The sequence below is a fragment of the Martinezella rhizogenes genome (assembly GCF_000799715.1).
GTDB classification, from domain to species: domain Bacteria; phylum Pseudomonadota; class Alphaproteobacteria; order Rhizobiales; family Rhizobiaceae; genus Rhizobium; species Rhizobium rhizogenes_C.
The window spans coordinates 950,878-976,732 of sequence record NZ_JUHG01000013.1; the positions used below are offsets into that span (position 1 = coordinate 950,878).

Sequence of the window (25,855 nt, forward strand, 5' to 3'; positions counted from 1 at the left end):
CAGCCCGGTCTCAATAGTGGGCTGGTCGCATGAATTGTATTTCTACCTAATAATTAATGTATACATAGATTATACAATTTCATTGACTCGATGGGAGCGCCGTGCAAATTTCTTGCCGTCGACGCGGATCGATCCGCAGTCGCAAAAATCAGGCGGAGGTTTCGATGAAGAGCGGAAAGAACGGTCTGTACGATGATCTCAAGCGTCAGATCCTGACGATGGAACTCGACCCCGACCAAGACTTGGACGAGGTGAGCCTGAGCGAGCGCTACGGTCTCTCGCGCACGCCCGTCCGGGAAATCTTCCGGCGGCTCGAGGGCGAAGGTTACATCGACATCCGGGCGAACCGTGGCGCACGCGTCATCCCAATGAATCATCAGACACTCCGGCAATTCTTCCTGGTCGCCCCGATGATCTATGCCGCGATCGGCCGCCTCGCCGTCCAGAATTTCAAGCCGAAGCAGCTCGGCGACCTCAAGGAGACGCAGGAGCGGTTTCGCTCGGCGAGTGTCACGGGCGACGCGCTTTCAATGGTCCTTGAAAACAACCGCTTCCACGAGATCATCGGTGAGATGTCCGGCAACGCGTATCTGCAGCCGAGCCTCGGCCGTCTGCTGATCGACCATGCGCGGATCGGCCAGACGTTCTTCCGGCCGAGGAATGACGACATGCGTCAGCGCCTGCATCTGGCCGTGGAGCACCATGACGGCTTCATCGCTGCCATTGGCGCGCACGACGAGGACACCGTCGTCGATCTCGTCTTCGAGCATTGGGAATTGTCGCGCGAGAACATGGAGATGTTCATCGCTCCGCAGGGAATGAAGGCGGACGCGCTCGTCGAAGTGCCCGCCGCATCGATGGAGAAATCGTCTTGAAGTTCGAAGGTATCTACACCCCGGCGATCACCCCGCTCGGGCAGGATGGGCAGATCGATCGCGAAGCTTTCGCGGCCGTTCTTGAATCGCTCATGGAAGCCAAGGTTCACGGCATCATCGTGGGTGGATCGACGGGCGAATACTACGCCCAGACCGCCCAGGAACGCTTCGATCTTGCCGCCTACGCCAAGGATGTGATGGGCACGCGGATACCGCTGATTGTCGGGACAGGCGCGACCAGGACCGAGGACTCGGTGGCCTACGCGGTCGCCGCGAAGGAAATCGGTGCTGATGCGATCCTCGTTTCGTCGCCGCCCTACGCCTTGCCGACAGAGCGCGAGAACGCAGTCCATGCGCTCACCATCGACCGCGCGGCCAACCTGCCGATCATGCTTTACAACTACCCGGCACGCATGGGTGTGGTGATGGGAGAGGAGTATTTCTCCCGCGTAGGCAAGTCCAAGAACGTCGTGGCCATCAAGGAGAGCTCCGGCGACATGGCCAACCTCCACCTGCTGGCCCGGAAATTCCCCCATATTTCGCTTTCATGCGGCTGGGACGACCAGGCCCTCGAATTCTTCGCATGGGGTGCGAAAAGCTGGGTCTGCGCCGGTTCGAATTTCCTTCCGCGCGAACATGTCGCTCTCTACGAAGCCTGCGTGCTCGAAAAGAATTTCGACAAGGGTCGCGCGATCATGACTGCCATGCTGCCCCTGATGGATTTCCTCGAATGCGGCAAGTTCGTCCAATCGATCAAACACGGCTGCGAGATCATCGGCCTGAAGACGGGTTCCGTCCGCGCGCCACTCCGCCCTTTGAATTCCGAAGAGAAAAGAACCCTTCAGACTGTCGTCGCCACCTTAAAGCGCACGGTCGCCCAGATTACGTCGGGAGCCAACCATGCATGAACCTCTGACCGCTGCCGAATACAAGGCGATCGCCGCGAACCTTCAGCTTCCCACCAATGCCTTCATCGACGGGTCCTTCCGCCCGGCCAACTCGGGCAAGACGTTCAAGACGACCAACCCCGCTACGGACGAAACCCTGGCTGAAATCGCGGCTTGCGACGCCAGCGACGTGGATTACGCAGCCGAGAAAGCAAGGCAGGCCTTCGACGATGGCCGCTGGCGTCTTCAATCGCCTGGCGACAGAAAAGCCACGCTCCTCAAGTTCGCCAAGCTTCTCGAAGAAAACCGCCACGAACTCGCCGTGATGGAGAGCCTCGACAGCGGCAAGCCGATCCGCGAATGCCAGACGGTCGACGTTCCGGACACGATCCACACCATCCGTTGGCACGCCGAGCTGATCGACAAGCTCTATGACAATACAGCACCAGTCGGCTCGAACGCGCTGACCATGGTCGTTCGCGAACCCGTGGGCGTCGTCGGCTGCGTCCTGCCCTGGAACTTCCCACTGCTGATGCTGGCCTGGAAGATCGGACCTGCTCTTGCCGCGGGGTGCTCCGTGATCGTGAAGCCGGCCCAGGAAACGACGCTCACCGCGCTGCGCGTCGCCGAACTCGCCCATGAGGCAGGCATCCCGGCAGGCGTCTTTAACGTCGTCACCGGCGGTGGCAAGGAAGTGGGCGAACCGATCGGCATGCACATGGATATCGACATGGTGGCGTTCACTGGATCGACGCCGACTGGCCGTCGTTTCCTGCGTTACGCCGCCGACTCCAATCTCAAGCAGGTCGTCTTGGAGTGCGGCGGCAAGAATCCTGCCGTAGTGCTCGACGACGCCGAGGACCTGGACCTCGTGGCTGAACAAGTCGTCAACGGCGCGTTCTGGAACATGGGCGAGAATTGTTCGGCTACGTCGCGGCTGATCGTGCATTCCAAGATCAAGGACGAGCTTCTCCAACGCATCGGCGCCTACATGCGCGAATGGAAGACGGGCGACCCGCTCGACCCGGAAAACCGCATCGGCGCTCTCGTCAGCAAGAACCATTTCGAGAAGGTGAAGTCCTTCCTCGACGAGGCAAAAAGCGAGAAGCTCTCGGTGGTACACGGTGGAAAGACACAAAAAGGCATCTACATCGAGCCGACAGTCATCGATGGTGTCACGCCTGCGAGCCGTCTCTTCAAGGAGGAGATTTTTGGACCGATCTTGTCGGTGACGACCTTCGAAAACCTTACCGAAGCAGTGACTCTTGCCAATGACACGAATTACGGCCTCACGGCATCCGTCTACACCGGAAGCCTGCGTAAAGCGATCAAGCTGTCGCGCGAAATTCGCGCTGGCGTCGTGACCGTCAACTGCTTCGGCGAAGGCGATGCCACGACGCCATTTGGCGGCTACAAGGAATCCGGCTTCGGCGGGCGCGACAAGTCGATCTTCGCGCACGATAACTATTGCGAATTGAAGACAATCTGGATCGACGTCTCGGATCGGTCAGTGGACGAGACGGTCAGATGACCACCACGTCTGTCAAACGTCTGCCGGTGGAAAACGGCATCTCGGGCTGGGAGGCGATCAGTCAGCGTTCGTTTCCCGTCCGGAGCCTGGAAGGCAACGTGACAGCGGACTGGCTGATCATCGGCGCGGGTTTCGCGGGCCTTTCCGCGGCGCGTCGCCTGCTCGAACTTCGCCCGGACGACAGGATCGTCATTCTGGAGGCCAGCGAAGCGGGCAAGGGCACTGCCGGCCGAAATTCCGGCTTCATGATTGATGTTCCGCACAATCTCTCCTCCAGCGAATATTCGAGCGGCGGCGTGGATGCCACCCGACTGGAGATGGCCCAGAACCGCGCTGCGATCGCCTTCGCCACGCAGGCGGCGGATGAATACGGAATGTCGTGCGAGACTTTCGATCCCTCGGGCAAGATCAACGCCGCGGCGACAGCGCGGGGCATGAAGCTGAACCTGAGCTTCGGCCAGTCCCTGAAGGGCGCAAGTGAGAAGCACGCCTTCCTCGACGCGACTGAGATGCGCGAGATCACCGGATCGGATTACTATCTCGGTGGGCTTTATACGCCGGGCGCGGTCCTGATCCAGCCAGCGGACTATATCCGCCAGTTTGCCGCCGGGCTTTTGAGCAAGGTGGAGATCTTCGAGCGTTCGCCTGTCACCTCGTTGAGGCGCGAGAACGGGACCTGGACGGCCGCGTCTTCGCGCGGAACGGTCACCGCGCCCAAGGTGATATTGGGTGTTAACAGCCATGTAGAGGATTTTGGCCATTTCCGCGGTCGCCTGATGCACATCTTCGCCTACGCCTCGATGACCGCGCCGTTCCCGGCGGAGGAGTTCGGCCGCGGGGTCTCGGGGCATGACAGATGGGCGCTGCTTCCCGCTGACGCGATGGGCGCGACGGTTCGCAAGATTACCTCCGATGGACAGTCACGCATCGCGATCCGGACCAAATACACCTACGAGACCACGGTCAGCGTGACGGACCGGCGCGTGGCCAGGATGGCCGAAGAACACAGAAGCTCGCTGGATGCGCGGTTTCCGGGTCTGAAGGGCATACCGTTCACACACAGCTGGGCCGGACGGCTCTGCCTTAGCCGGAACCACGTACCCGCCTTCGGCGAAATCGAGGAAGGGCTTTACTCCGCCTGCTGTGAAAACGGGCTCGGAACGGTGAAGAGCACCCTGGCTGGCATGATGGCGGCCGAACTGGCGACCGGGACCACGTCCCGGCATCTCGAACAATACATGGATCACCCGCAGCCTGCGAGGCTCCCACCGGAGCCGTTCGCATGGCTCGGTATCAACTCGGTGATCCGATTGCAGGAATTGCGTGCTGGCCGCGAAGGATGACCCTTTCGCCGCGCAATGGCGAAGACCGGGCCCGCCGCGGGTCTTCGATAAAAATGGGAACAAAAACTAGGAGAAAAAACTGTGAAGACATTGTGGAAAGCATTATGCGCCGCTGCGATGGTCGGAATGACCATGCTGCCGGCTCACGCTGAAGAGAAGACGATCACGATGGGGACGCTGTCGTGGGAAGACCTGACGCCCATCACCGGGATTACCAAGAAGGTTCTCGAGGACGCCGGTTACACCGTCAAGGTGACGGAATTCTCCGAATGGGGCATTGCCTATGCTGCGCTCGGCAAGGGCGATATTCAGGTTCTGGCCTCGCAGACCGATTATGTGGCCCAGGACTATTGGGACAAGAACAAGAACCGCCTCGAGAAGATTTCGCCGGTCTCGCACGGTCTCTATCAGGGCATCGCCGTTCCAAAATACGTGCCCATCGACTCGCTCGAACAGCTTAATGAAAACGCCGACAAGTTCGGCGGCAAGATCATCGGCATCGAGCCGGGCTCCGGGCTGATGCGCGACGCCTCGAACGCAGTCAAGGACTACAATATCAAGCTCCAGCTTGTCGAGGGTAGCACAGCCGCCATGTCGGCGGCGCTGAAGTCGGCCTATGACCGTAAGGAATGGATCGCTGTCACGATCTGGGAGCCGTCATGGATGGTTCAGAAGTACGAGGTTAAGTACCTCAAGGACCCGAAGGGCGTCTTCCCGCCGCCGCAGAGCTACTACTGGATAGGTCACAAGGGTTTCTCTTCAGAGAACTCGCATGCGCGCGAAGTGATGGCCAGTGTCTACGTCCCGCTCGCCGACATCACCGCGATCAACGGTGAAGTCAAGGACGGCAAGACCATGGACCAGGCCGTCAAGGATTGGACGGACAGCCACGCCGATCTCCTGAAGCGTTGGGAAAATATCAAGAAGAACTAACCGACGGATTGACCGTTCGGCCTGTCTCCGGACGGTCAATCCCAACATCAGTCGACAAGAGAAGCCAGCTTTGAACTGGTTCCAGGGGATCGAGATGAAAAAATCGGATATTGGCGACAGCGAAGTTTTGATCGACTGCCAGTCGATCTGGAAGATCTTCGGCGACAAGGCCGGCGCCGCCGTAAAAGCCGTGGTGGAAAAAGGGCTGACCAAGAAGCAGATCCTTCAGGACTACAACTGCGTGGTGGGCGTCTCCAACGCGAGCATTCAGGTCCGGCGCGGCGAGATCTTCTGCATCATGGGATTGTCCGGCAGCGGAAAATCCACGCTCATCCGGCTCCTCAACAGGTTGATCGTGCCGAGCCTTGGCAAGGTGATCGTCAAGGGACATGACCTTGCAACATTGAGTGCCGCAGACCTCCGCCAGACGAGAGCTCGTCACATCGGAATGGTGTTTCAAAGCGTAGCACTCTTGCCGCACCGGACGGTTCTCGAGAACGCCGCCTTTGGGCTGGAGGTTCAGGGGATCGGAAAATCGGAGCGAAACAAGATTGCGACCGAGGCACTTGAGAAAGTGGGGCTTGCCGACTGGCTGTCTCGTTACCCGGCAGAGCTGTCGGGCGGCATGCAGCAACGCGTGGGCCTGGCTCGTGCAATTGCCGCAAATCCGGAAATCATCCTGATGGATGAACCCTTCAGCGCGCTAGATCCGTTGATCCGACGCCAGCTTCAGGATGAGTTTCGACAGCTTACCAAGGAGTTGGGAAAGTCGGCCGTCTTCATCACCCACGATCTGGACGAAGCGATCCGAATCGGGGACCGGATCGCCATCATGAAGGATGGCATCATCATCCAGGTCGGTACGGCCGAGGAGATCGTTCTCAACCCTGCGGATGATTACGTGGCGGAATTCGTCGCCGGCATATCTCGTCTCCACCTTGTAAAGGCCCACTCGGTCATGAGTTCCGTTGCCGAGTATCAGCGGGCGTATCCGAATTCCGATATCCATACACTGACGACCACCACGCCGGAAGCAGACATCGACGAGCTGATTGGCCTCACCATGCAATCCGATCGCGATGGCATCGCTGTGGTCGATAGCGGTGCCGTAATCGGTGTCGTCACCACCAGAAGTCTCCTGCGCGGCGTCAAAGGTACGCAACCCGACGAACTTGCCGCGGCATAATTCCTATCTCTAGTTGGAGCATTCCGGGATGGACAGTTCAAGTTTTGTAGATGCTTTCGACACCACGACAGACGCTGCACTCGAATGGGTCAGTGACAATGGCGGGTTTGTTTTCGACTTCTTTCGAACTGCCCTTGAAGGATTATATGACGGCGTTCTCTGGGTACTGGGCTTTGCGCCTTTCTACGTCGTTGCAATCGTCATTGCCGCCTTGGGTTGGCGGTTGGTCAACGTATGGTTCGGCATATTCGCCACCCTGGCCTTGGTGTTCTGCGCGGCGATCGGCCTGTGGCCCGAGACCATGAGTACGCTCGCCCTCGTCATTACCGCCACATTCCTGGCCCTGCTTGTTGCTGTTCCGGCCGGTGTTATCGCGGGGTTCGTACCGGTGCTTGACCGGATACTCGAGCCGGTGCTCGATCTTATCCAGACCATGCCTCCCTACATCTATCTCCTGCCGGCAATTGCTCTTCTCGGATACGGGCCTGCAACCGCGTTGGTCGCCACCGTCATTGTCGCCATGCCGCCGGCATTTCGGCTGACCTCTCTCGGTATTCGGATGACACCGCTGGAGTTCGTGGAGCTCGGTCACGCCAGCGGCATGACCGGCCCACAGATGTTTTTCAAGATCAGGCTTCCATTTGCGATGCCGAGCATCATGGCGGGGGTCAACCAGAGCCTGATGATGGCGTTTGGGATGGTGGTGATAGCCGGGATCGTTGGCTCTGGCGGGCTTGGTGAAACAATTTACGGCGCAATACGAACCCTCGATATTGCCAAATCCATCAATGCCGCGGTTGCGATCGTTGTCCTGACGATGGTTCTCGATCGACTGGCACAGGGCGCTGCGCGCATCAGCTATGGAGGACGGACATGAATCCTTCAATTCTGGACTATTCGCCGGGGGTATTGCTTGCGCCAGCGGTTGATTGGCTCAACACCAACTTCCACCCGCTGTTCGCGACGATCAGCACCGTGATTGAAGTCGTTCTCAACGCAATTGAGACCGCACTTCTCACTCTACCGCCTTATGCCTTGATCGTGCTGGTCGTCGTATTCGCCTTTACGATCGTGGGATGGCGGGTTGCCCTTCTGGCTTTATTCGGACTTGGTTTCTGTTTGATTGCGGGACTTTGGGTGCCGTCGATGCAGACGATTTCGCTCGTTACCGTTGCCGTCTTCATCTCCGTTGTGATCGCGTTCCCGCTCGGGATCCTTGCATCAAGAAGCAGGAGCATCGAGGCGATCATCCGACCCGTTCTCGACATCATGCAGACCGTGCCGCCTTGGGTCTATCTGATACCGGCCGTCATGATCTTCAGCCTCGGACGGGTACCCGCGATCATCGCAACGATCGTCTACGGTGTCCCACCGATGCTGCGGCTGACGACGCTCGCCTTCCGTCAGGTACCGAACGATCTGAAGGAGCTCGGCCAGGCAATCGGCGCGTCGCCAACCTCGATCCTTCTCAAGATCGAAATCCCTGCCGCCAAGCCGACGCTAGTGGTTGGTCTCAACCAATGCATCCTGCTTTCCCTGGCCATGGTGGTCCTGGCAGGGCTCGTTGGAGCGGGCGGCCTTGGCGCGGAAGTGACGAGAGGTCTGACCCGCATGGAAATGGGCCTCGGGCTTCGTGCCGGGCTCTGCATCGTCGCGGTCGCTCTTCTGCTCGATCGGCTTTCGCGTGGTGCGCTTCAGCGAAAGCGCACGGCACCCACATTCTAGCATTTCCGGAGTTTACACATGCGCCGCAGTTTCTTTTGCATCGATTCACACACCTGCGGGAATCCGGTTCGCGTTGTCGCCGGTGGCGGACCGTTGCTGCCTCACGTCTCCATGGCGGAGCGCCGTGAGATCTTCGTCCGGGACCATGATTGGATCCGCAAGGCGCTGATGTTCGAGCCGCGAGGGCATGACATCATGTCGGGCGCGATCATCTACCCTTCCGTTCGGGAAGACTGCGACTTTGCCGCCTTGTTCATTGAGGTCAGCGGCTGCCTTCCTATGTGCGGTGCGGGCACGATAGGCCTTGCGACCGTGGCGATAGAGGAAGGTCTGATCACTCCAAAAATTCCGGGCAGATTGTCGATAGAGACGCCGGCCGGGAAGGTCGACGTCGACTATCAAATGAAAGACGGTTTCGTGGAGGCAGTCCGGCTCTTCAATGTCGCGAGCTATCTCCATAGCAAGGACGTCGTTGTTGATGTCCCCGGCCTGGGTTCGCTGGCGGTCGATATTGCCTATGGCGGGAACTTTTACGCGGTCGTTGAGCCCCAGGAAAACTGGCGCGGGCTGGATGGTATGAGTGCCAGCGATATCGTCTTGCTCAGCCAGAGACTTCGTGACGCGCTCTCCCTGGTCTGCGATCCGGTTCATCCGGATGATGAGCGGATCCGAGGCGTGCACCACGCGATCTGGTGTGACGCTGGAGGCAGCAAAAACTCAGATGGCCGCGGTGCCGTCTTCTACGGAGACAAGGCGATTGACCGATCTCCGGGAGGGACAGGAACCTCCGCGCGCATGGCGCAGCTTTACGGTCGTGGCCGTCTTGGAATTGGCGATTCATTTCGCAATGAAAGCCTGATCGGAACGGTGTTCGAAGGGCGCATCGAAAGTGCAGCCTTTGTGGGCGATATGCCCGGCATTTTGCCAAGCATAGGCGGCTGGGCCAGGGTCATCGGTCACAATACGATATTCGTCGACGAACGCGACCCACTCGCCCACGGCTTCCAAATTCGGTAAATGACAGGGGAGACGGACGGAGCATGTCCCGCCGGGATGGTTAAGGCTGCATGCCTGAAAGCAATGGTGCTTTCGAAAGTATGAAATACGAGGTTCTGAAATGAAGACGAGAGATCACGCGCAGTCTTCCAGCATTGCCGGGCAAAAGAAGCGGCTGAGGATCGGTTTCGTGCTCGCGAGGTCCTTCACCCTTTCCGCCTTTGCGCTGTTCGTCGATACCCTGAGGCTGGCAAGCGATGAGCTGGATCGTTCCGGTCGAGTCCTCGCCGACTGGCATGTCCTCGGCAGTACCCGGCATCTCATCACCTCAAGCTGCGGTGTTCAGGTCGCGCCGACCTCCGACTTCATCGATCCCAGTCAGTTTCACTATATCGTCGTTGTCGGAGGATTGCTGAACCTGGAGAACCCGGTTGACCGTGAGACAATCGAATTCCTGCGATTGGCCGACGCCAAGGGCGTGCCGCTCATCGGGCTCTGCACGGGTTCCTTCATCCTTGCGGAAGCCGGATTGATGAAACGGCACCAGACATGTGTGAGCTGGCTGCATTATCAGGCTTTTCGCGAGCGTTTTCCCGATCACGATGTCCGCTCGGATCGAATCTTCAATCTGGACAGGACGCGCGGCTCATGCGCTGGCGGCAGCAGCGCCGCCGACATGGCCGCATCACTCGTCCGGCGCTACATCAGTAGGGATGCGGAGCGAAATGCCCTGGAAGTACTACAGATCGAGAAAGCGCGATCTCCGACGGATATCCAGCCCCGACGTCCCCTCTATGAGAATTTCGAGGACACCCGCGTGAAGGCGGCGCTGATCACCATGGAGCAACATCTCGATGGGGAACTCTCGATCGAGAAGCTCGCTGCATTGGTTGGGCTGTCCCGTCGTCAGCTTGAACGGATTTTCCTGGAGAAGGCGGGCATATCCCCCGCCAAAGCTTATAATCTCGTCCGGCTCGAGCGTGCCAAGACCCTTTTGACACAAACCAAAAGCTCGGTGATCGAGGTCGCGCTGGACGTCGGCTTCGAAAGTGCTTCGCATTTTTCGCGATGCTGCAAGCGAATGTATGGACGGACACCGACGCAGATCCGAGCAGCAGCAGGACGGTCTTGATGTCGATCGGCAACAAGGCGCCGATCTTGCCGATGAATCTCAACAGGCCCTAAAGCGCCTCCAGATCGATGAGACGCTGGGCCGTAAACTTGTCTGTCACCAGCGTATCGATGACACCGACGCGCAGCGCGCCCGCGATTGCGGCAGTCTTCTTTTCCCCGCCGGCGAGCGCGACGACACGCTCGACCTTTGTAAGCTCTTCCAGCGAAATTCCAATGACGCGTTCGTCAAGCGGCGTCCTGACCGCATTGCCCTTCAGGTCGAAGAACCGGAGCGAGATATCGCCGACCGCACCGGCCTCCGCCAAATCAGCCAGCTCGCGCGACGAAAAGATGTTACCGGAGCGCGCCAGCAGCTCGGATGGCTCGACGGCGCCGATCCCGACGATGGCGAGACTGATCGAGCCGAAAAGATCGATGGTCTCGCGAACAAACGGATCGGCCATCATCAGAAGCTTTGCCTCCCGTGAGCTTGTGACGCCCTGTACGGTCAGCAGCTTCGGCTCTCCACCCGTCAGCCGGGCCAATCTTGTTGTCAGCTGCGTCGCATGGGTTTGTACCGACGGATCGCCCATCCCGCCAAGTGTTTGCACGATGTATTTTGCCTGCGCGCTCTTCTGGGGATGAATGTTTTCCACCATCTTGAAGATGGTCTGGCTCCAGCTCGAGACGCCGATGATTTCGCCCTGCGCCAGCGTCACCTCCAGCAGGTGCGCCGCAGCTTCACCGATCCGCTCCATGATCGCGCCGTCGCGATCCTCTGAACATTCCACGACGATAGCTTCGGGAAGATTGAAGCGTTCGCGAAGGGCGCCTTCCATGTCGGCATATGTGCCGGCAGGCGGGATGACTGTGGTTCGAACGATGTCTTCGGCTTCCGCGCGCTTGAGCATGCGCGAAACGGTTGCCTGCGACAGTCGCAGATGCTGAGCAATGTCCGCCTGACGCTTATGCTCGATATGGTACATCTGCGCTACGCGGGAAATCAGGCGAAGTTCGTTGATACGTCCCATACTTTCCCCAGCCGTGAATTTTTATTCACCATTAGCGGGCGGCGGGGCCAACGTCGAGCGGGCAATGGCATCGCTCCACGTATTAAGTTTCTCCGGCGAAACATTCGCTTGCGGTCCTATGACCGTATTGCTGCGTGGCAGGCGCGCGATAGCCTTTAGATCCGGCCACATACCGAGCGACAGGCCGGCAAGATAAGCCGCACCCAGAGCCGACGCCTCCGGGCTTTCGCATTGAATGACCGAATGCTGCAGGAGGTCAGCAACGCATTGCATCAAAAACGTATTCTTGCTGGGGCCGCCATCGACATAGAGCGCACCGATCGTCCCGCCATTTTGGCTTTGCATCGCCGCAAAGACATCATGAACCTGAAACGCGATCGAATCCGTCACGGCTCTCGCCATTTGCGCCCTGGTCGTGTTGAAGCCGATCTGAGAAAACAGGGCACGCGCGTCGGAATTCCAATGCGGTGCGCCAAGGCCGACAAAGGCCGGCACGAAACCGGGGCCGCCAGATTCTGCGGTCGATGCCAGCTCGATCAGTGCGGCAACGTCCGGTAGTCCAAGCACATCCGTCATCCATGGCAGGCTGGCAGCCGAGACGAGGATGTTGCCCTCGAAGGCAAAGGTCGGATTGCCGGCAATGCGCCAGGCGACCGTGGTGGTGACGCCATTGCTCGGAGCGATGAAGTGCGGCAGTGTGGTCATGACGGACGACCCTGTTCCGAACGTCACCTTTCCATCGCCGGCTTTATAGGCCCCATGTCCGAAAAGGGCTGCGTGGCTATCGCCGATTGCCGCACCGATCGGCGTACCATCGCGCACGCCAGGCACATTCGCGGTCGTTCCGAAGTCCCCGGAGCTATCCAGCACCTCCGGCAATACCTGTTTGGCGACGCCGAACAAGGCACAAAGCTCGTCGCTCCATTGCTGCGACTTGAGATCGAAGAGCTGGCTTCGCGCGGCGTTGGAGGCGTCGCACACATGCCGCCTGCCCCCGGACAGGCGATGGATCAGCCAGCTGTCCACCGTGCCGATCCGGATCGAACGCCCTATCGGGGCGCGATCGAGAAGCCACCGCACTTTCGATCCGGGAAACATCGGGTCGATGGGAAGACCGGTGATCTGCTCGACCCGATGCGAATGACCGTGCTCGATCAACCGGGCACAATCCGGCGCCGTCCGGCGGCACTGCCAGCTGACGACGGGGCCGAGAGCCTCTCCGGTTTCACCATCCCAGATCGTCACGGATTCCCGCTGATTGGAAACCGCCACGGCTTCGATCGTCACCTGCGGCGCCGCTTCGATGCAGAGGCGCACGGCTTCGCAAACGGACTGCCAGATCCGGTTGGGATCCTGCTCGACCCAACCAGATTGAGGATAGCTGATGCCGACCGGAGCCGCGCCACGCGAGATCAGCTCGCCTGTCTCCGAGACCAAAATGGCTTTGGAGTTGGTGGTGCCCTGATCGATTGCCAGAATGGCGCGCATGAAAGTCTTCTCCGCATCAATATCGGCGCATGAACGCCACGTCGAAAGCCGCTAAGCGCGGTTGCTCACTTCCGCTTCAACAGGGCAAGCGTCGCCTCAGCAATGGCACTCGGAGCCATACCAAACTCATCCAGCAGAAATTCGGCGGAGCCGGTTGGCGCATAGATGCCTGGAACGCCCAGACGCTTCATCGGCACCGGCGCATTGTCGACCACGACCTCGGCGACGGCGGAGCCAAGGCCGCCGTAGATCGAGTGCTCTTCAGCGGTCACGATCGCACCGGTTTCCCTTGCGGCTGCGATAATCGCATCTTCATCGATGGGGCGCACCGTTGCCATATTGAGCACGCGTGCGTCGACACCCTGCCTTGCCAGTATATCCGCCGCTTTCAGCATGCGATGCGTCAGCGTTCCATTGGCGATCAGCGTCACGTCCTCACCGTTGCGAAGAAGATTTGCCCGGCCGGGCACGAACTTATGACCCTCGGGAAGAAGATCCGGCACGCCGACACGCGACAGGCGAAGGAAGCAAGGACCTGCATAACGCGCGGCCCATTCGATCGCCGCCGCAGTCTCGATGCGATCGCACGGCGCAATGACCGGCAAGTTCGGCAAAACGCGCGTCCATGCAAAGTCTTCGATGGAATGATGCGTGGGGCCGAGCTCACCGTAAGCCATGCCCGATGAAATGCCGATCAGCTTGACGTTGGCATTCGAGTAGGAAATGTCGGCCTTGATCTGTTCCAGCGCGCGACCGGTCAGGAAGCAGGATGCGGCGCAGACAAAGGGGATGCGCCCGCCATTGGCAAGTCCCGCGGCAACGCCCACCATGTTTTGCTCGGCGATACCGACGTTGATCAAGCGGTCCGGAAACTTCGATTTGAAGCCGCCGAGCTTCGAGGAGCCGACCGAGTCATTGCAGACGGCGACGATCGTCTGATCGGCCGATGCCATCCTCTCCAGGGTCGCGGCAAACGCATCGCGGCAGTCGTGCAAAGCGGTAGTTGAGATGGGCGCGTTCATTAAAGTGCCTCCGACAGTTCTGCGACTGCGAGTTCGTACTGTTCCTTATTCGGCACCTTGTGGTGCCAGTCGACCCGGTCCTGCATGAACGAGATGCCGTGGCCCTTGTTGGTATGGGCCACGATGCAATGCGGGCGAGCACCCCGATGCTGAAGCGCCGGAACGATCTCCGCCATTTCATTGCCGTTGATCTCGGTGACCTCCCAGCCGAATGCTTCGAGCTTCGGCCTCAATGGCGCGACATCGTTGGTATCGGCAAGGGCAGCACCTTGCTGGAACCGATTGTGGTCGATGATCAGCGTCAGGTTATCCAGCCCGAACTGGGCCGCAGCCATGATCGCTTCCCAGTTCGATCCTTCCTGCATCTCACCATCACCGGTCATCACATAGGTATGGTAGGCCGCGGCGGTAAGCTTGCCGGCCTTTGCGATACCGATGGCAACCGGAAGACCATGTCCGAGCGGACCGGTATTGGTTTCGACACCGGGAACCTTGTTGCAGTTCGGGTGCCCGTTAAGACGCGAGTGCGGCTGCAGGAAGGTCGAAATCTCATCCTCGGGGAAGAAACCGCGCTTCGCCAGGGTAATGTAGAGGGCGCATGCGGTGTGTCCCTTCGAGAGAACGAACCGGTCCCGCTCAGGATGCTTCGCGTTGTCCGGATAGATCTTCAACACATGGAAATAGAGCGCGGTCAGGATATCGATCGCCGACATCTCCCCGCCAATATGGCCCGCGCCCGCCGCATATACCGCTTCCAGATCGCGCAGACGTATCTGACGCGCGGTGCGCTCAAGTTCCTTCCATTGCATGACGCTTCCTCTATGCATAAATATTCACTATCACATATTTTTGCATAAACTGCGCTCTAGTCAAGCCAATTTCTGAATATAGCTTTGCGCGACCTCGAGCACTTGCGCCTACAGGCCTATTGACACGACCAGAAAGAGGCGGTAGTGCATTTTTCAACACTTGTGAATAATTATTCTATTGCGAGAATTAAATCTCGCATTCAGCGAATGGGTGGGAGGAACAATGTCCGCACTCGGTGTTCAAGAGCCGGCTCAACAGTCCAGGAATTCGCTCGCATGGCTCGGCGGAGCGACAGGTCCCCTGATTGGACTGCTGCTACTCTGCGCATTTCTAAGCGTTGCGACCGATACGTTTCTTTCGACGCGGAACGCATTGAACATTCTCGACCAGATTACCGTTCTCGGCATCATGTCCGTCGGAATGACCTTCGTCATTCTCATCGGCGGCATCGATCTGTCGGTTGGATCGGTGCTCGCCTTGTCAATGATGATCATGGGATGGGTTGCAAACGTCGCGGGGCTGCCGATGGCGGTCGCCGTTCCCCTGGCACTCCTTGCCTCAGCATTTAGCGGCCTGATTGTCGGCGTGATGGTGACGAGTTTCCGGGTTCCAGCCTTCATCGCAACGCTTGCGATGATGTCGGTCGCGCGCGGCGTTGCCAATATGATCACCGATGGGCAGCAGATCGTCGGCTTCCCGGATTGGTTCACGATGCTGGCGATCGACCGGCATTTCGGCGTGCTGACGGCCACCGTCTTCGTGATGCTCGCCATCGTCCTCGTCGCCTGGCTTTTCCTGCAATACCGTTCGGAAGGCCGCATGCTCTACGCCGTCGGCGGAAGCCCGGAGGTTGCCCGCCTCGCCGGCATCAATGTGGCGCTCGTGACGATCGGCGTTTACGTCGTTTGCGCAATACTTGCCGGCCTGGCGGGGATTGTCCTTGCCGCTCGCCTCGATGCCGTCCAGCCCTCGAGCGGCTTCGGCTATGAACTCGACACCATCGCGGCGGTCGTCATCGGCGGCACCTCACTTTCGGGTGGGGCCGGCGGTATCGGCGGCACCCTGATCGGCGTGCTCATCATCGGCGTGCTGCGCAACGGTCTCAATTTGCTGAATGTCTCCCCTTTCCTGCAGCAGGTCATTATCGGTGTGGTCATCGTGCTCGCCGTCGGCGCTGAGACGCTCCGCCGCAAGAAGGGATGATTTTGAGCGGTCCGCTCGGCCGCGCATTCCAGAATTCCTCTCCTAACAATTGGAGCGGATCAAAAGGCCCCAGGGCGGAGGAAACACCCGAAGGCAAGGTCAAACTTACGGAGGAACTCATGAAACTGTCTCGCATTCTACTGACGACTGCCGCCGCCCTCGCCCTTTCATTCGGATCGGTGCAGGCCAAGGAGGTCAAGAAGCTTGGCCTCGCGGTCGCCAACCTTCAGGCAAATTTCTTCAATCAGATCAAGCAGGCCGTTGAAGCCGAAGCCAAGACCCGCGGCATCACGGTCGTGACGGTCGATGCGAAGGGCGATGGCCCGACGCAGGTGAACCAGATCCAGGATCTTCTCACCCAGAACATCGATGCGCTGATCTACATCCCGGCGGGTGCGGCGGCGGCGACCATTCCCGTGAAACTCGCGCACCAGGCGGACGTTCCGGTCATCAATGTGGACCGCAATGCCGATGGCGCTCCGGGCGATACTTTCCTTGCGACCGACTCCGTCGCCTCGGCCAATGCCGTGTGCAAGCACATCATCGAAAAGGCCGGCGGCAAAGGCAACATGGTGATCATTCACGGCCAGAAGGGCACGACCCCGGAAGTCGATCGCACCAAGGGCTGCATGGAAGCCGTCAAGGCAAACCCGGGTGTGAAGATCGTCGCAGAGCAGTGGTCCAACATGTGGAGCCAGGATGAGGGCTTCCAGATCATGCAGAACATGCTCCAGGCACATCCTGACGTTTCCATCGTGTTTGCCCAGGCAGACGGTCTGGCATTGGGCGCGGCGCAGGCCATCAAGGTCGGCAACCCGTCGCAAAAGATCGTCGTCGGCGGCTTTGACGGTGATACCGCTGCTCTTGAGGCCCTCAAGAACGGTGTTTTCGACGTCACCGCGACACAGCAGACGCAGAAGATGGGTCGCGCGGCCGTCGACATGGCCGTCAAGATCGTTGGCGGCGAGAAGGTGCCGCCGGTTCAGCTGATGGATGCGACGCTCACCACCAAGGACAACGTCGAAGGCTTTATCGCCAACCATCCATAAATTCAGGCTCGGGAGTGGTGATATGACGGAACCGGTTCTCTCTCTTCGGGGCATCTCGAAGCGCTATGGCCCGCTTGAGGTCCTCAAGAACGTCAGCCTCGACGTTTACCCCGGAGAGGTTGTCGCCCTCCTCGGTGAAAACGGCGCCGGCAAGTCGACCTTGTCGGGCATTATTGCCGGATCACGTACTCCTTCTGAAGGAACGATGACATGGCAGGGGCAGCCTTACGCCCCTGCCTCCCCCCGGGACGCGATCGACAAGGGCGTCGTGCTGATCCATCAGGAGCTTCAGCTTCTGCCGGAACTGACGATTGCCGAGAATGTCTTCATCGGCCGTTGGCCGATGAAGAACGGGATCGTGGATCGTGCGCAGATGGTCAAGCGCGCGCAGGAACAACTGTCGCGCTTGAACCTGCACATTCCCGCCACGAGGAAAGTCGCGGGCCTTTCGACGGCAAATCAGCAGCTGATCGAAATTGCAAAGGCCCTGGCGCTGGACGCAAAGCTGCTGATCCTCGATGAACCGACGGCAGCACTCGGCGGTGCGGAAACCGAGGCTCTGTTTCAACAGGTCCGCAAGCTGCGCTCCGAAGGGGTCGGGATTATCTACATCTCGCACCGAATGGACGAAATCAAACGCATCACGGATCGCATCGTCGTGCTGCGCGACGGCGAGCGGGTGCAGGAATTCGCCGATAGCGCAACACCGGTTCGCACCATCGTCGAAAGCATGGTCGGGCGCTCGCTCGACAGGCTGTTTCCCGCCTTGCCGGCTCCGCAGGACCGGTCGGTCCTCAAGGTCGAGGGCCTGACGGCCGTGGACGGCTCTTTCAAGGATGTGAGCTTCGAGGTCCGGGCCGGCGAGATTTTCGGAATAGCAGGGCTCGTCGGCGCCGGGCGAACCGAGCTGGTGCGCGCGATTTCAGGTGCCGACCCGCTGAAAGCGGGCGTGGTTCACCTCAATGGAGAGCAGCTGGCGCTGCGCAGTCCCGCCGATGCGATCGCAAGGGGCATCGTGATGGTGCCGGAGGATCGGAAGCTCCAGGGCCTCGTCGTCAGCCATCGCATCGGCGAAAACCTCGTCTACGCCAATCTGGACCGGTTCGGCCGCCGGTGGATCACGCCGTCGATGAAGCGCGACTTTGCGAGGAAAGCCATCTCGACCTTCGGGATCAAGGGGCGCGGCGATCAACTCGCCTCCGACCTTTCCGGCGGAAACCAGCAGAAAATCGTGATCGCCAAATGGCTAATGCGCGACCCAAAGGTCGTCGTTCTCGACGAGCCGACGCGCGGTATCGACGTTGGAGCACGCGCCGGCATTTACGACATTATCGTCGGGCTGGCAAAACGCGGCGTCGCCGTCATCGTCGTCAGCTCCGATCTTGAGGAAGTGCTTGGCGTTTCGAACCGGATTCTCGTTCTTGCGCAAGGCAAGCAAGCCGGCATTCTGGATCGCGACCAGGCGAACGACGTCTCCATCATGGAATTGGCTACAATCTAGAACGAATGAAGAAAGGAAGAGCGATGCCTGACATCACTCTGAATGCGCCGAAGCTTTTCGATCTTGCCGGGCAGATCGCCTTTGTCACCGGTGCCGGCAGCGGCATCGGGCAACGCATCGCGATCGGTCTTGCGCAATGCGGCGCGGATATTGCGCTCCTTGATCGCAGGGATGACGACGGCCTGTCCACGACAGCGGGGTTTATACGTCAGGCCGGCCGCCGCTCGATCCAGATCGCGGCCGATGTGACGAACAAGGCATCGCTGGCAGAAGCAGTCGCGCGGACGGAAGCCGAACTTGGCCATCTGTCGCTGGCGGTGAATGCGGCCGGCATCGCGAACGCCAATCCCGCCGAAGACATGGAAGAAGATCAGTACCAGACCCTGATGGACATCAATCTCAAGGGTGTGTTCCTCTCCTGCCAGGCGGAAGCCCGCTCCATGCTCAAGCATGGCAAGGGTTCCATCGTCAACATCGCCTCCATGTCCGGCGTCATCGTCAATCGTGGACTTAACCAATGCCACTACAACGCCTCCAAGGCGGGCGTGATCCATATGTCGAAGTCCATGGCGATGGAGTGGGTCGGGCGCGGCATCCGCGTCAACACGATTTCGCCCGGCTACACGGCGACACCGATGAACACCCGGCCGGAGATGGTTCACCAGACCAAGCTTTTCGAAGAGCAGACTCCGATGCAGCGCATGGCAGCCGTCGATGAGATGGTCGGTCCCGCCGTGTTTCTGCTCTCGGATGCCGCAAGCTTCGTAACCGGCGTCGATCTCCTGGTCGACGGTGGATTCTGCGCCTGGTGATCACGCGCAATGAAAGGGAGGAGTTCCATGCAACGCTTCGAAAATAAGACTGTCGTCGTCACCGGTGCGAGCCGGGGGATCGGCGCTGCCATCGCAAAGCGGTTCGCGCGGGAAGGCGCGAATGTGCTTGTCTCGGCGAACGAGGAAAATGTCCACGCGGTGGCCGATGACATCAGGAGCCATGGCGGCCGTGCCGCGTCGTTCGTCGGCGACGTCACGGACAAGAGCAGCGTCGTTGCCCTGTTCGACGCCGCCGAACGCGAATTCGGCTCCGTCGATGTCTCCATCCAGAATGCCGGCGTCATCACCATATCGCGCGTCGAGAACCTGTCCGAAGCGGACTGGGACAAGGTTATGGCTGTCAACACAAAGGGCGTGTTCCTGTGTGCCCAGGAGGCGATCGCGCGCATGCGCAAGCATCGCCGTGGTGGCCGCATCATCAACACCGCATCGGGCCAGGCGCGAGACGGCTTCATCTACACGCCCCATTATGCAGCCTCGAAGATGGGCGTCGTCGGGATCACCCAAAGCCTGGCCAAGGAAGTCGCGGTTGAGAACATCACCGTCAACGCTTTCTGCCCGGGGATCATCGAGACCGATATGTGGGCTTACAACGATCAGGCCTGGGGCAAGTTGCTCGGCGACTACGGCCCTGGCGAACTCATGAAGGAATGGGTTGACGGCATCCCGATGAAACGGGCGGGTTCCGGGGAGGATGTCGCTGGCCTTGTGACCTTCCTCGCCAGCGATGATGCAGCCTATATTACCGGCCAGACGATCAACGTCGATGGCGGCTTGATCATGTCTTGAGTGCATTCGCTGGGCATGAACAGACCATTCACTGCACAGATGCCGCTTGCCTCCGCCTCGATGGTATTGAACCGATCGAAATTCCGAAGCGCCCGAGGACTGCTCATCGCGGTAACGGACGCCCTTGGGCGTCCGCTCTGGTTCGAATTTATCTCACGCAACCTCCGCCGACAAACGTTCGAAGATCGGTATCAGCCGAGGATGGCGGCCGGCGGGAGGATGCTGGATCTCGACAATACGGCCTATCTTCCTCTCCCGCTTCAACCATTCGCGTAGGGTCTCCGCGCAGGTGTGGTCGAGATAGTGCAGGTCCCCGCCGGCAATCCGCACTTTGCGGCTCGCAGGAAGCGTCTCCAGCATATTGAGAAGGACCGGCACATCCTTGCATGTCGCCACCCCGGCGAGAGCGACATGAACCACGTCCGCATCCTCTGACCGGTCAATGGCGAGTTTGCGTCGTAGATGCGGGAAGACTTCCAGGATCGACAGCGCCAGGCCAAGCGCAACGCCGACAAGCAGATCCTGCACCACGACCATGGCGACGGTCGCCGCCCAGATCCCGACCGGTACCCAGCCGTGATGATCGAAAAGATGGCGCACGTGATGAAGGCTGATCAGCCGCCATCCGGTGACGAGCAGCACGGCCGCGAGCGCCGTCAGTGGCACGAGGCCGAGCAATTGCGGCAGCAGCGCCACGAGCCCGAGGATCCAGACACCGTGCAGGACCGCCGAGGCTCGTGTTCGCGCCCCGGCCTGGATATTGGCCGAAGAGCGCACGATGACGCCGGTGATCGGCAATGCACCGAGGAAACCGCATAGCGCATTGCCGATGCCTTGCGCGAAAAGCTCCTTGTTGAAGCGCGTCCTGACACCGTCATGCATGCGGTCGACAGCGGCGGCCGACAACAAGGTCTCAGCACTCGCGATGACCGCAATCACCAAGGTCGTGACGATAATGCCCGGCTGTGCCATTAACCGGAAGCTCTCCAACGTCGGCAGTGAAATGCTATCGATCAGTGAGGCCGGAACCTCGACCCTGGCGATCGGCAATTGCATGGCGACGGTCAGCACCGTTCCCGCCGCAACGCCCACAAGCGCGCCGGGAACCAGCATCAGCGATTTTGGCCGGAATTTTTCCCAGCCGATCATGGCGAGTAGAGAAATCAGACCGACCAGCAAGGCGGCCGCCTCCTTCGTCAAGCCGGTCCCCCAGAGGCGCCCGATCGTTCTCTCCATGGCGGTAACATTCTCGATGCCGCCAGCCGCGGGCTGGGCACCCATCAATACATGCACTTGCCCGAGAATGATTAGGATGCCGATGCCGGCCAGCATGCCATGAACGACAGCCGGCGAGATCGCCCGGAACCAGGAGCCGATCCGAAGAAAGCCGGCAAGGATTTGCAGAAGCCCGGCAACAACCAGCACCGGACCGAGCATGGCGATCCCATATTGCTCGACAAAGCTGAAGACGACCACCGCAAGGCCCGCGGCGGGTCCTGAGACCTGCAATGGCGACCCGGCCAGCAAGCCGACCACGATACCGCCAACGATGCCGGAGATCAGGCCCATGGCCACAGGCACGCCGGAGGCGACGGCAATACCGAGGCAAAGGGGAATGGCGACGAGGAAAACGACCAACGAGGAAGCGAAGTCGCGGGAGAGAGCAGAGCTATTGATCATGGCACTACTCCGCCGCAAGGGCTGCCGCAGCCCGCGGCATGACCTGAGGGTGACCGCGGCCGGTCACCGCAACCGGCAATGGCCGGTCCTCATATATCTCGGTAAAGCTTGCGGCTGCACCGTCGTAAACCTGTACCTCACCGGTTTCGATATCGAAGAACCAGCCGTGCAGCGTCACGTCGTTGGTCGCAAGCTTAGCCGCGACGGAAGGATGCGTGCGAAGATGATCCAGCTGGACAACGACATTCTCCATGGCCACGGCCCGCACCTTTTGACGTTCGGACAAATCGGCCGGATAGGCCTCGCAAACGATCGAGTGGGCGGCATAGCTGTGTTTCAGCCAGGCAGCAACATTCGGCATCGGCTTCAGCAATTCCGGGCAGCAAAGCCCTTTCATTGCGCCGCAGTCGGAATCGCCGCAAACGATGATGTCGCGAACTCCGAGTGCGAGGACGGCATATTCGATGGCAGAAGAAACGCCGCCATTTGCCGTGGAGAATGGTGGAACGATGTTGCCGGCATTGCGGCACACAAACAGCTCCCCAGGTCCCGACTGCGTGATTGTTTCCGGCATCACCCTGCTATCCGCGCAGGAAATCATCAAAGCCTGCGGCTGCTGGCCCTCCTGCGCGAGCCTGCGATAAAGCGCTGAATGGTTCGGGAAAACCACGCCGCGAAAGCTGGATATGCCTTTTAGCAAATCATTCATTGTCTGGTCCTTTTTTACTCAGGGGCCGGACAGAAGGCTGGGGGTGCACCCTAGCCCGGCAAATTAGCACATTCATATTTGTGCAAGTGCGAAATAAGAAAGGTGCGCCGCGAAGGAAATGGCCGGAGTGTCCATTAGCCGTCGCCAAAGTATCAAAACGACGTGAGCACGTTGTGAGATGGTTTGATTTGAGGGGTAATGGTGAATCGCTTCGTGCAACAGGGCTTTCGTCCCATGCCGCGGGAACAGATCGATAGCGGCTCTTCGGTTAAGCCGATGCGATGATTGCGGTTTTCACGAACCACCTTCGTCGCTTCCGAGCCCGTCGCTCAGCCATGTCGCATAATCCCGGGCGACATTCGCAAAGACCTGCCCGGCCTTCTCCGCAACTCGCATCGAACAGCCACACTTTGGTGCTTGCCTCATAAACCGTCTGTTAGGGATCTGTTGACCATAATTGGAGGCGAAGCGACGTCACAGATGCGGCGTCCCCGATATCCAGTGTCTTTTACCAAAGACGAAAGTCGTACCCGTGCACCAAGCGATCCTCTCCATCCCAGCGATAACCTTAGCCACGGCTTTATCATTCGCCGTTCACCGGGTGGCGCTGATCGCATTGCTGCTACTGAGTGCCTTGGCAGGATCCGCACAGGCGGCGGCGGACGACCGGGCACTCAAGCTCTTCTTTACACACACGGGGGAAAAGGCGACCATCGTCTTCAAGCGCGGCGGTAAATTCGACCCGAAGGGCCTGGCGCAGATCAATCGTTTCCTGCGCGATTGGCGAAAGAACGAACCTACCAGGATCGATCCGGAGTTGCTCGATCTGGTCTGGGAAGTCTATCGCCGCAGTGACGCAAAGGAAGCCATTCATGTGGTCTCGGCCTACCGCTCGCCATCCACCAACAGCATGTTGCGAGGCCGGTCTCGGAGTTCCGGTGTCGCAAAGCACAGCCAACATACGCTCGGCAAGGCGATGGACTTCTACATACCGGGCGTAAAGCTTGCGACGCTGCGGGCGGTGGCGATGCAGATGCAGGTGGGCGGCGTTGGCTTTTATCCGACATCCGGATCGCCGTTTGTACATCTGGACGTCGGCAATGTCCGGGCGTGGCCGAGAATGTCGCGTCAGGAACTGGCACGGCTCTTTCCAACCGGACGGACCCTGCATCTACCGGCGGACGGCAGGCCGCTACCAGGTTACGAAGTGGCAGTCGCTGGATCAAAAAAGCGTCTCCGCCCGACGGCGAACCAGATTGCCGACATTGCGGCTGACCAAGACGAAATCAAAACCGCGTCGATATCCTCCCCTGGCGAGCCGACTGGCGGGAGCCTAGTCACCAGCCTGTTGCCCACGCCTCGAAGCCGGGCCAAGACCGGACTGGAGCTTCAACTCGGCAGACAGGTCAACGAAGACAATGAAAATCAGCGCTTCACCGACCTTGCATCCTATGTGGTGCCACTGCCAACGCTCCGACCGGATAACAGCATCATAGCCAGTGCGGACGCCTCCGCCAAAACCGTTCCCATGGCTCTGGCAAGCCTGGTGGTGGGCCGCAGCCCCGTTGGCAAATTGCTCCTTGCGGATCAACGCAGAGATTCCATCGATAGCGATATCGCAAGGATGCAGCCCATAGCCACCCTGCCGGCTTCCGCCTCGCGAGAAGTATCAGGCGGCGTCGGCGCCATGTCCACCAAGGCTCTCGTTGCATGGGCCTTGCAGCCCGCGGGCACCACGATCGAAATGACGCTCCCCAGCCTGGTCGGTGCCGCGCTTCCTGTAGAACAAGAGGCAACCGGTGCCGGGAGCAACGCTTCCGAGGTTGTAGAGGATACATTCAATGTCGATAGGTTTGGCTTCGAAGGCTAAAACCCGCTATCGCGTCGCGCATCCATCGAACAAGCCGGGAGCTTCCCCACGCCAGTGATGGCAGTCAGCGGATTGTACGGTTGTTGGCGGCCTGAAATACCTTCTCGCCTTGAAAGGTTCCGAACCTTTGATCACGATTCATCCGACTTCATTTTTGCGATTCCGCATTGCCTTAAAGCCTGCAAATATCAATAAAGCCTGCAAATATCAATCTTCGTTTGCGCCGAGCGGTCGACGGGGAGCCCTCGTCTCTAGAACGTCCATACTTATCGCATGAGGCCGAGACGCATGGCTATCGCTATCGCGTTGGTTGTGTTCTTTGCCTCAAGCTTGCTACGAACCGAACGCAAATGTTTCTCCGCACCGTGATGGGAAATACCCATCCGAATGGCAATCTCATGATCTTTTAAACCATCGGCTGCCAACTGTAGCGCCCGTCGTTCGCGCAGCGTAACGCCCTTCAGGAGCGGAAGCTGATCGAACTCCTTGAGCTGGAGCGCTCGGTCCACGGCAAAGGTCGCCAGCAGTTTCAGCTGATCGCGCTCTTGCTCACTTATCTCGATATGCTCGCCACCGATTGAGAAGCCAATTGCAGTGCCTTCCAATGTTTGCAAAGCGACGGTAAAGCCGTTCCGCAGTCCAAACTCCTTGGCTTCCCCCATGACAAGGCGCGCCACACCGCTCTGCAGCCGTTGCATCTCTATCTCTCGCCAAAGAAACGGCGAATGCTGCTCCCTGACCATCCATATCGTGGGGTCGTGGTGTAGATAATCGTTACTGAAGTAGTGGGACATCCAATCGTTCGGCCACGCGTTGAGAAGAATGTGGCCGACTTGCTGTCGCTTCATCTGCCCGAGTGCTGGCATTGTTCCAGCCAGGACATTCGTCGCACCGAATCGCCCGACATAAACGAGAACTTGCTTCAGGATATCCGCCTCGGTTTGCGCTGCCTCCATGGCAACTATCAAGGCCATGGTTTCCTCAAGCGATTGCGCCGATACCGGCCCGCTGGGAAACGGCGACGTATTCCTATTCATCTGGGTCTCGCGTAGTTTTAAATCGGAACTAATAATATTCAACATAACGCATTTAACATAAAGCCTAAATAGAGCAGAATTGGAAAACATCGAGATCGGCAGGCCAAAAACACAACTCGCCGCCGCAGCGATAATCGGCCGTCCAACACGCGCCTAGTCGGCGGCATGCTGGACAACCAATTTCACGGGAGTTGAAGGTTACAGATTGAACAGGCGAATGTGGTCGTGTCGCCAAAGGACGTTA

23 protein-coding genes are annotated in these 25,855 nt (G+C 59.3%); 16 read left to right on the top strand and 7 right to left on the bottom strand.

Going from position 1 to position 25,855, the window contains the following annotated elements; all coding sequences use genetic code 11:
- Positions 1-164: 164 nt before the first annotated feature.
- The 10 genes from EX00_RS16295 to EX00_RS16340 all read left to right on the top strand — a co-directional run bounded on the left by EX00_RS16295 (position 165) and on the right by EX00_RS16340 (position 10,608).
- Complete coding sequence (locus EX00_RS16295) at positions 165-875, top strand: GntR family transcriptional regulator (RefSeq protein ID WP_047459705.1); 711 nt, start codon at positions 165-167, stop codon at positions 873-875.
- Complete coding sequence (locus EX00_RS16300) at positions 872-1,783, top strand: dihydrodipicolinate synthase family protein (RefSeq protein WP_047459708.1); 912 nt, start codon at positions 872-874, stop codon at positions 1,781-1,783. The genes EX00_RS16295 and EX00_RS16300 overlap by 4 nt, the downstream gene beginning before the upstream one ends.
- On the top strand, positions 1,776-3,293 hold the full coding sequence (locus EX00_RS16305; protein ID WP_047459711.1) for an aldehyde dehydrogenase: 1,518 nt from the start codon (positions 1,776-1,778) through the stop codon (positions 3,291-3,293). The genes EX00_RS16300 and EX00_RS16305 overlap by 8 nt, the downstream gene beginning before the upstream one ends.
- Positions 3,290-4,636, top strand: a complete 1,347-nt coding sequence (locus EX00_RS16310; protein WP_047459713.1) for an NAD(P)/FAD-dependent oxidoreductase — start codon at positions 3,290-3,292, stop codon at positions 4,634-4,636. The genes EX00_RS16305 and EX00_RS16310 overlap by 4 nt, the downstream gene beginning before the upstream one ends.
- A gap of 81 nt (positions 4,637-4,717) precedes the next feature.
- Positions 4,718-5,569 carry a glycine betaine ABC transporter substrate-binding protein gene (locus tag EX00_RS16315; protein ID WP_047459714.1) on the top strand — a complete coding sequence of 284 codons (852 nt, stop codon included), beginning with the start codon at positions 4,718-4,720 and terminating at the stop codon, positions 5,567-5,569.
- A 94-nt stretch (positions 5,570-5,663) separates the two neighbouring features.
- The gene (locus EX00_RS16320; RefSeq protein ID WP_047460445.1) at positions 5,664-6,755 is read left to right on the top strand and encodes a quaternary amine ABC transporter ATP-binding protein; all 1,092 of its coding nucleotides are present in this window, start codon (positions 5,664-5,666) and stop codon (positions 6,753-6,755) included.
- 28 nt (positions 6,756-6,783) lie between these two features.
- On the top strand, positions 6,784-7,632 hold the full coding sequence (locus tag EX00_RS16325; RefSeq protein WP_047459718.1) for an ABC transporter permease: 849 nt from the start codon (positions 6,784-6,786) through the stop codon (positions 7,630-7,632).
- Positions 7,629-8,480, top strand: a complete 852-nt coding sequence (locus EX00_RS16330) for an ABC transporter permease (RefSeq protein ID WP_047459723.1) — start codon at positions 7,629-7,631, stop codon at positions 8,478-8,480. Before EX00_RS16325 ends, EX00_RS16330 begins: the two co-directional genes overlap by 4 nt.
- A gap of 18 nt (positions 8,481-8,498) precedes the next feature.
- On the top strand, positions 8,499-9,497 hold the full coding sequence (locus EX00_RS16335; protein WP_047459726.1) for a 4-hydroxyproline epimerase: 999 nt from the start codon (positions 8,499-8,501) through the stop codon (positions 9,495-9,497).
- 100 nt (positions 9,498-9,597) lie between these two features.
- The gene (locus EX00_RS16340; protein ID WP_047459728.1) at positions 9,598-10,608 is read left to right on the top strand and encodes a GlxA family transcriptional regulator; all 1,011 of its coding nucleotides are present in this window, start codon (positions 9,598-9,600) and stop codon (positions 10,606-10,608) included.
- A 49-nt stretch (positions 10,609-10,657) separates the two neighbouring features.
- Here EX00_RS16340 and EX00_RS16345 read toward each other — a convergent pair whose 3' ends face one another.
- From EX00_RS16345 to EX00_RS16360, 4 genes are all read right to left on the bottom strand, one after another.
- A complete protein-coding gene (locus EX00_RS16345; protein ID WP_047459729.1) occupies positions 10,658-11,620 on the bottom strand; it encodes a sugar-binding transcriptional regulator in 963 nt (320 codons plus the stop codon).
- Positions 11,621-11,641: 21 nt separating this feature from the next.
- Positions 11,642-13,108, bottom strand: a complete 1,467-nt coding sequence (locus EX00_RS16350) for an FGGY family carbohydrate kinase (RefSeq protein WP_047459730.1) — start codon at positions 13,106-13,108, stop codon at positions 11,642-11,644.
- Between the two features lie 65 nt (positions 13,109-13,173).
- The gene (locus EX00_RS16355) at positions 13,174-14,130 is read right to left on the bottom strand and encodes a transketolase family protein (protein WP_047459731.1); all 957 of its coding nucleotides are present in this window, start codon (positions 14,128-14,130) and stop codon (positions 13,174-13,176) included.
- Entirely contained in the window at positions 14,130-14,939 is an 810-nt protein-coding gene (locus EX00_RS16360) for a transketolase (protein WP_047459732.1), read from the bottom strand. The genes EX00_RS16355 and EX00_RS16360 overlap by 1 nt, the downstream gene beginning before the upstream one ends.
- A gap of 223 nt (positions 14,940-15,162) precedes the next feature.
- Here EX00_RS16360 and EX00_RS16365 point away from each other — a divergent pair, with 223 nt between their 5' ends.
- The 5 genes from EX00_RS16365 to EX00_RS16385 all read left to right on the top strand — a co-directional run bounded on the left by EX00_RS16365 (position 15,163) and on the right by EX00_RS16385 (position 20,315).
- Positions 15,163-16,143 (top strand): ABC transporter permease, encoded by a 981-nt coding sequence (locus tag EX00_RS16365; protein ID WP_047459733.1) that lies wholly within the window; start codon positions 15,163-15,165, stop codon positions 16,141-16,143.
- 119 nt (positions 16,144-16,262) lie between these two features.
- Positions 16,263-17,192, top strand: a complete 930-nt coding sequence (locus EX00_RS16370) for a sugar ABC transporter substrate-binding protein (RefSeq protein ID WP_047459735.1) — start codon at positions 16,263-16,265, stop codon at positions 17,190-17,192.
- Between the two features lie 22 nt (positions 17,193-17,214).
- Positions 17,215-18,693: a sugar ABC transporter ATP-binding protein gene (locus tag EX00_RS16375; protein WP_047459737.1), complete on the top strand. Its 1,479-nt coding sequence runs from the start codon at positions 17,215-17,217 to the stop codon at positions 18,691-18,693.
- Positions 18,694-18,716: 23 nt separating this feature from the next.
- Positions 18,717-19,505, top strand: coding sequence for an SDR family oxidoreductase (locus EX00_RS16380; protein WP_047459739.1), 789 nt, complete (start codon positions 18,717-18,719; stop codon positions 19,503-19,505).
- 27 nt (positions 19,506-19,532) lie between these two features.
- On the top strand, positions 19,533-20,315 hold the full coding sequence (locus tag EX00_RS16385) for an SDR family NAD(P)-dependent oxidoreductase (protein WP_047459741.1): 783 nt from the start codon (positions 19,533-19,535) through the stop codon (positions 20,313-20,315).
- A 153-nt stretch (positions 20,316-20,468) separates the two neighbouring features.
- On the opposite strand, the gene EX00_RS16390 is transcribed toward EX00_RS16385, so the two are convergent.
- Positions 20,469-21,995, bottom strand: a complete 1,527-nt coding sequence (locus EX00_RS16390; RefSeq protein ID WP_047459743.1) for a SulP family inorganic anion transporter — start codon at positions 21,993-21,995, stop codon at positions 20,469-20,471.
- Between the two features lie 4 nt (positions 21,996-21,999).
- The gene (locus EX00_RS16395) at positions 22,000-22,704 is read right to left on the bottom strand and encodes a carbonic anhydrase (protein WP_047459747.1); all 705 of its coding nucleotides are present in this window, start codon (positions 22,702-22,704) and stop codon (positions 22,000-22,002) included.
- 532 nt (positions 22,705-23,236) lie between these two features.
- Between EX00_RS16395 and EX00_RS16400 the strand changes: the two genes are divergently transcribed.
- The gene (locus EX00_RS16400; protein WP_080761260.1) at positions 23,237-24,574 is read left to right on the top strand and encodes a peptidoglycan L,D-endopeptidase MepK; all 1,338 of its coding nucleotides are present in this window, start codon (positions 23,237-23,239) and stop codon (positions 24,572-24,574) included.
- Between the two features lie 266 nt (positions 24,575-24,840).
- Here the strand turns inward: EX00_RS16400 and EX00_RS30820 are convergent, their stop codons facing one another.
- Complete coding sequence (locus tag EX00_RS30820; protein WP_162184544.1) at positions 24,841-25,611, bottom strand: helix-turn-helix transcriptional regulator; 771 nt, start codon at positions 25,609-25,611, stop codon at positions 24,841-24,843.
- Between the last annotated feature and the right edge of the window lie 244 nt (positions 25,612-25,855).

Excerpts from the sequence above, each read along its gene's own strand:
- EX00_RS16385 (WP_047459741.1), top strand. The coding sequence starts at position 19,533 with ATGCAACGCTTCGAAAATAAGACTGTCGTCGTCACCGGTGCGAGCCGG.
- EX00_RS16320 (WP_047460445.1), top strand. The coding sequence starts at position 5,664 with ATGAAAAAATCGGATATTGGCGACAGCGAAGTTTTGATCGACTGCCAG.
- EX00_RS16360 (WP_047459732.1), bottom strand. The coding sequence starts at position 14,939 with ATGCAATGGAAGGAACTTGAGCGCACCGCGCGTCAGATACGTCTGCGC.
- EX00_RS16390 (WP_047459743.1), bottom strand. The coding sequence starts at position 21,995 with ATGATCAATAGCTCTGCTCTCTCCCGCGACTTCGCTTCCTCGTTGGTC.
- EX00_RS16335 (WP_047459726.1), top strand. The coding sequence starts at position 8,499 with ATGCGCCGCAGTTTCTTTTGCATCGATTCACACACCTGCGGGAATCCG.
- EX00_RS16375 (WP_047459737.1), top strand. The coding sequence starts at position 17,215 with ATGACGGAACCGGTTCTCTCTCTTCGGGGCATCTCGAAGCGCTATGGC.
- EX00_RS16350 (WP_047459730.1), bottom strand. The coding sequence starts at position 13,108 with ATGCGCGCCATTCTGGCAATCGATCAGGGCACCACCAACTCCAAAGCC.
- EX00_RS16395 (WP_047459747.1), bottom strand. The coding sequence starts at position 22,704 with ATGAATGATTTGCTAAAAGGCATATCCAGCTTTCGCGGCGTGGTTTTC.
- EX00_RS16355 (WP_047459731.1), bottom strand. The coding sequence starts at position 14,130 with ATGAACGCGCCCATCTCAACTACCGCTTTGCACGACTGCCGCGATGCG.
- EX00_RS16310 (WP_047459713.1), top strand. The coding sequence starts at position 3,290 with ATGACCACCACGTCTGTCAAACGTCTGCCGGTGGAAAACGGCATCTCG.
- EX00_RS16325 (WP_047459718.1), top strand. The coding sequence starts at position 6,784 with ATGGACAGTTCAAGTTTTGTAGATGCTTTCGACACCACGACAGACGCT.
- EX00_RS16305 (WP_047459711.1), top strand. The coding sequence starts at position 1,776 with ATGCATGAACCTCTGACCGCTGCCGAATACAAGGCGATCGCCGCGAAC.
- EX00_RS16365 (WP_047459733.1), top strand. The coding sequence starts at position 15,163 with ATGTCCGCACTCGGTGTTCAAGAGCCGGCTCAACAGTCCAGGAATTCG.
- EX00_RS16380 (WP_047459739.1), top strand. The coding sequence starts at position 18,717 with ATGCCTGACATCACTCTGAATGCGCCGAAGCTTTTCGATCTTGCCGGG.
- EX00_RS16345 (WP_047459729.1), bottom strand. The coding sequence starts at position 11,620 with ATGGGACGTATCAACGAACTTCGCCTGATTTCCCGCGTAGCGCAGATG.
- EX00_RS16295 (WP_047459705.1), top strand. The coding sequence starts at position 165 with ATGAAGAGCGGAAAGAACGGTCTGTACGATGATCTCAAGCGTCAGATC.
- EX00_RS16370 (WP_047459735.1), top strand. The coding sequence starts at position 16,263 with ATGAAACTGTCTCGCATTCTACTGACGACTGCCGCCGCCCTCGCCCTT.
- EX00_RS16330 (WP_047459723.1), top strand. The coding sequence starts at position 7,629 with ATGAATCCTTCAATTCTGGACTATTCGCCGGGGGTATTGCTTGCGCCA.
- EX00_RS16340 (WP_047459728.1), top strand. The coding sequence starts at position 9,598 with ATGAAGACGAGAGATCACGCGCAGTCTTCCAGCATTGCCGGGCAAAAG.
- EX00_RS30820 (WP_162184544.1), bottom strand. The coding sequence starts at position 25,611 with ATGAATAGGAATACGTCGCCGTTTCCCAGCGGGCCGGTATCGGCGCAA.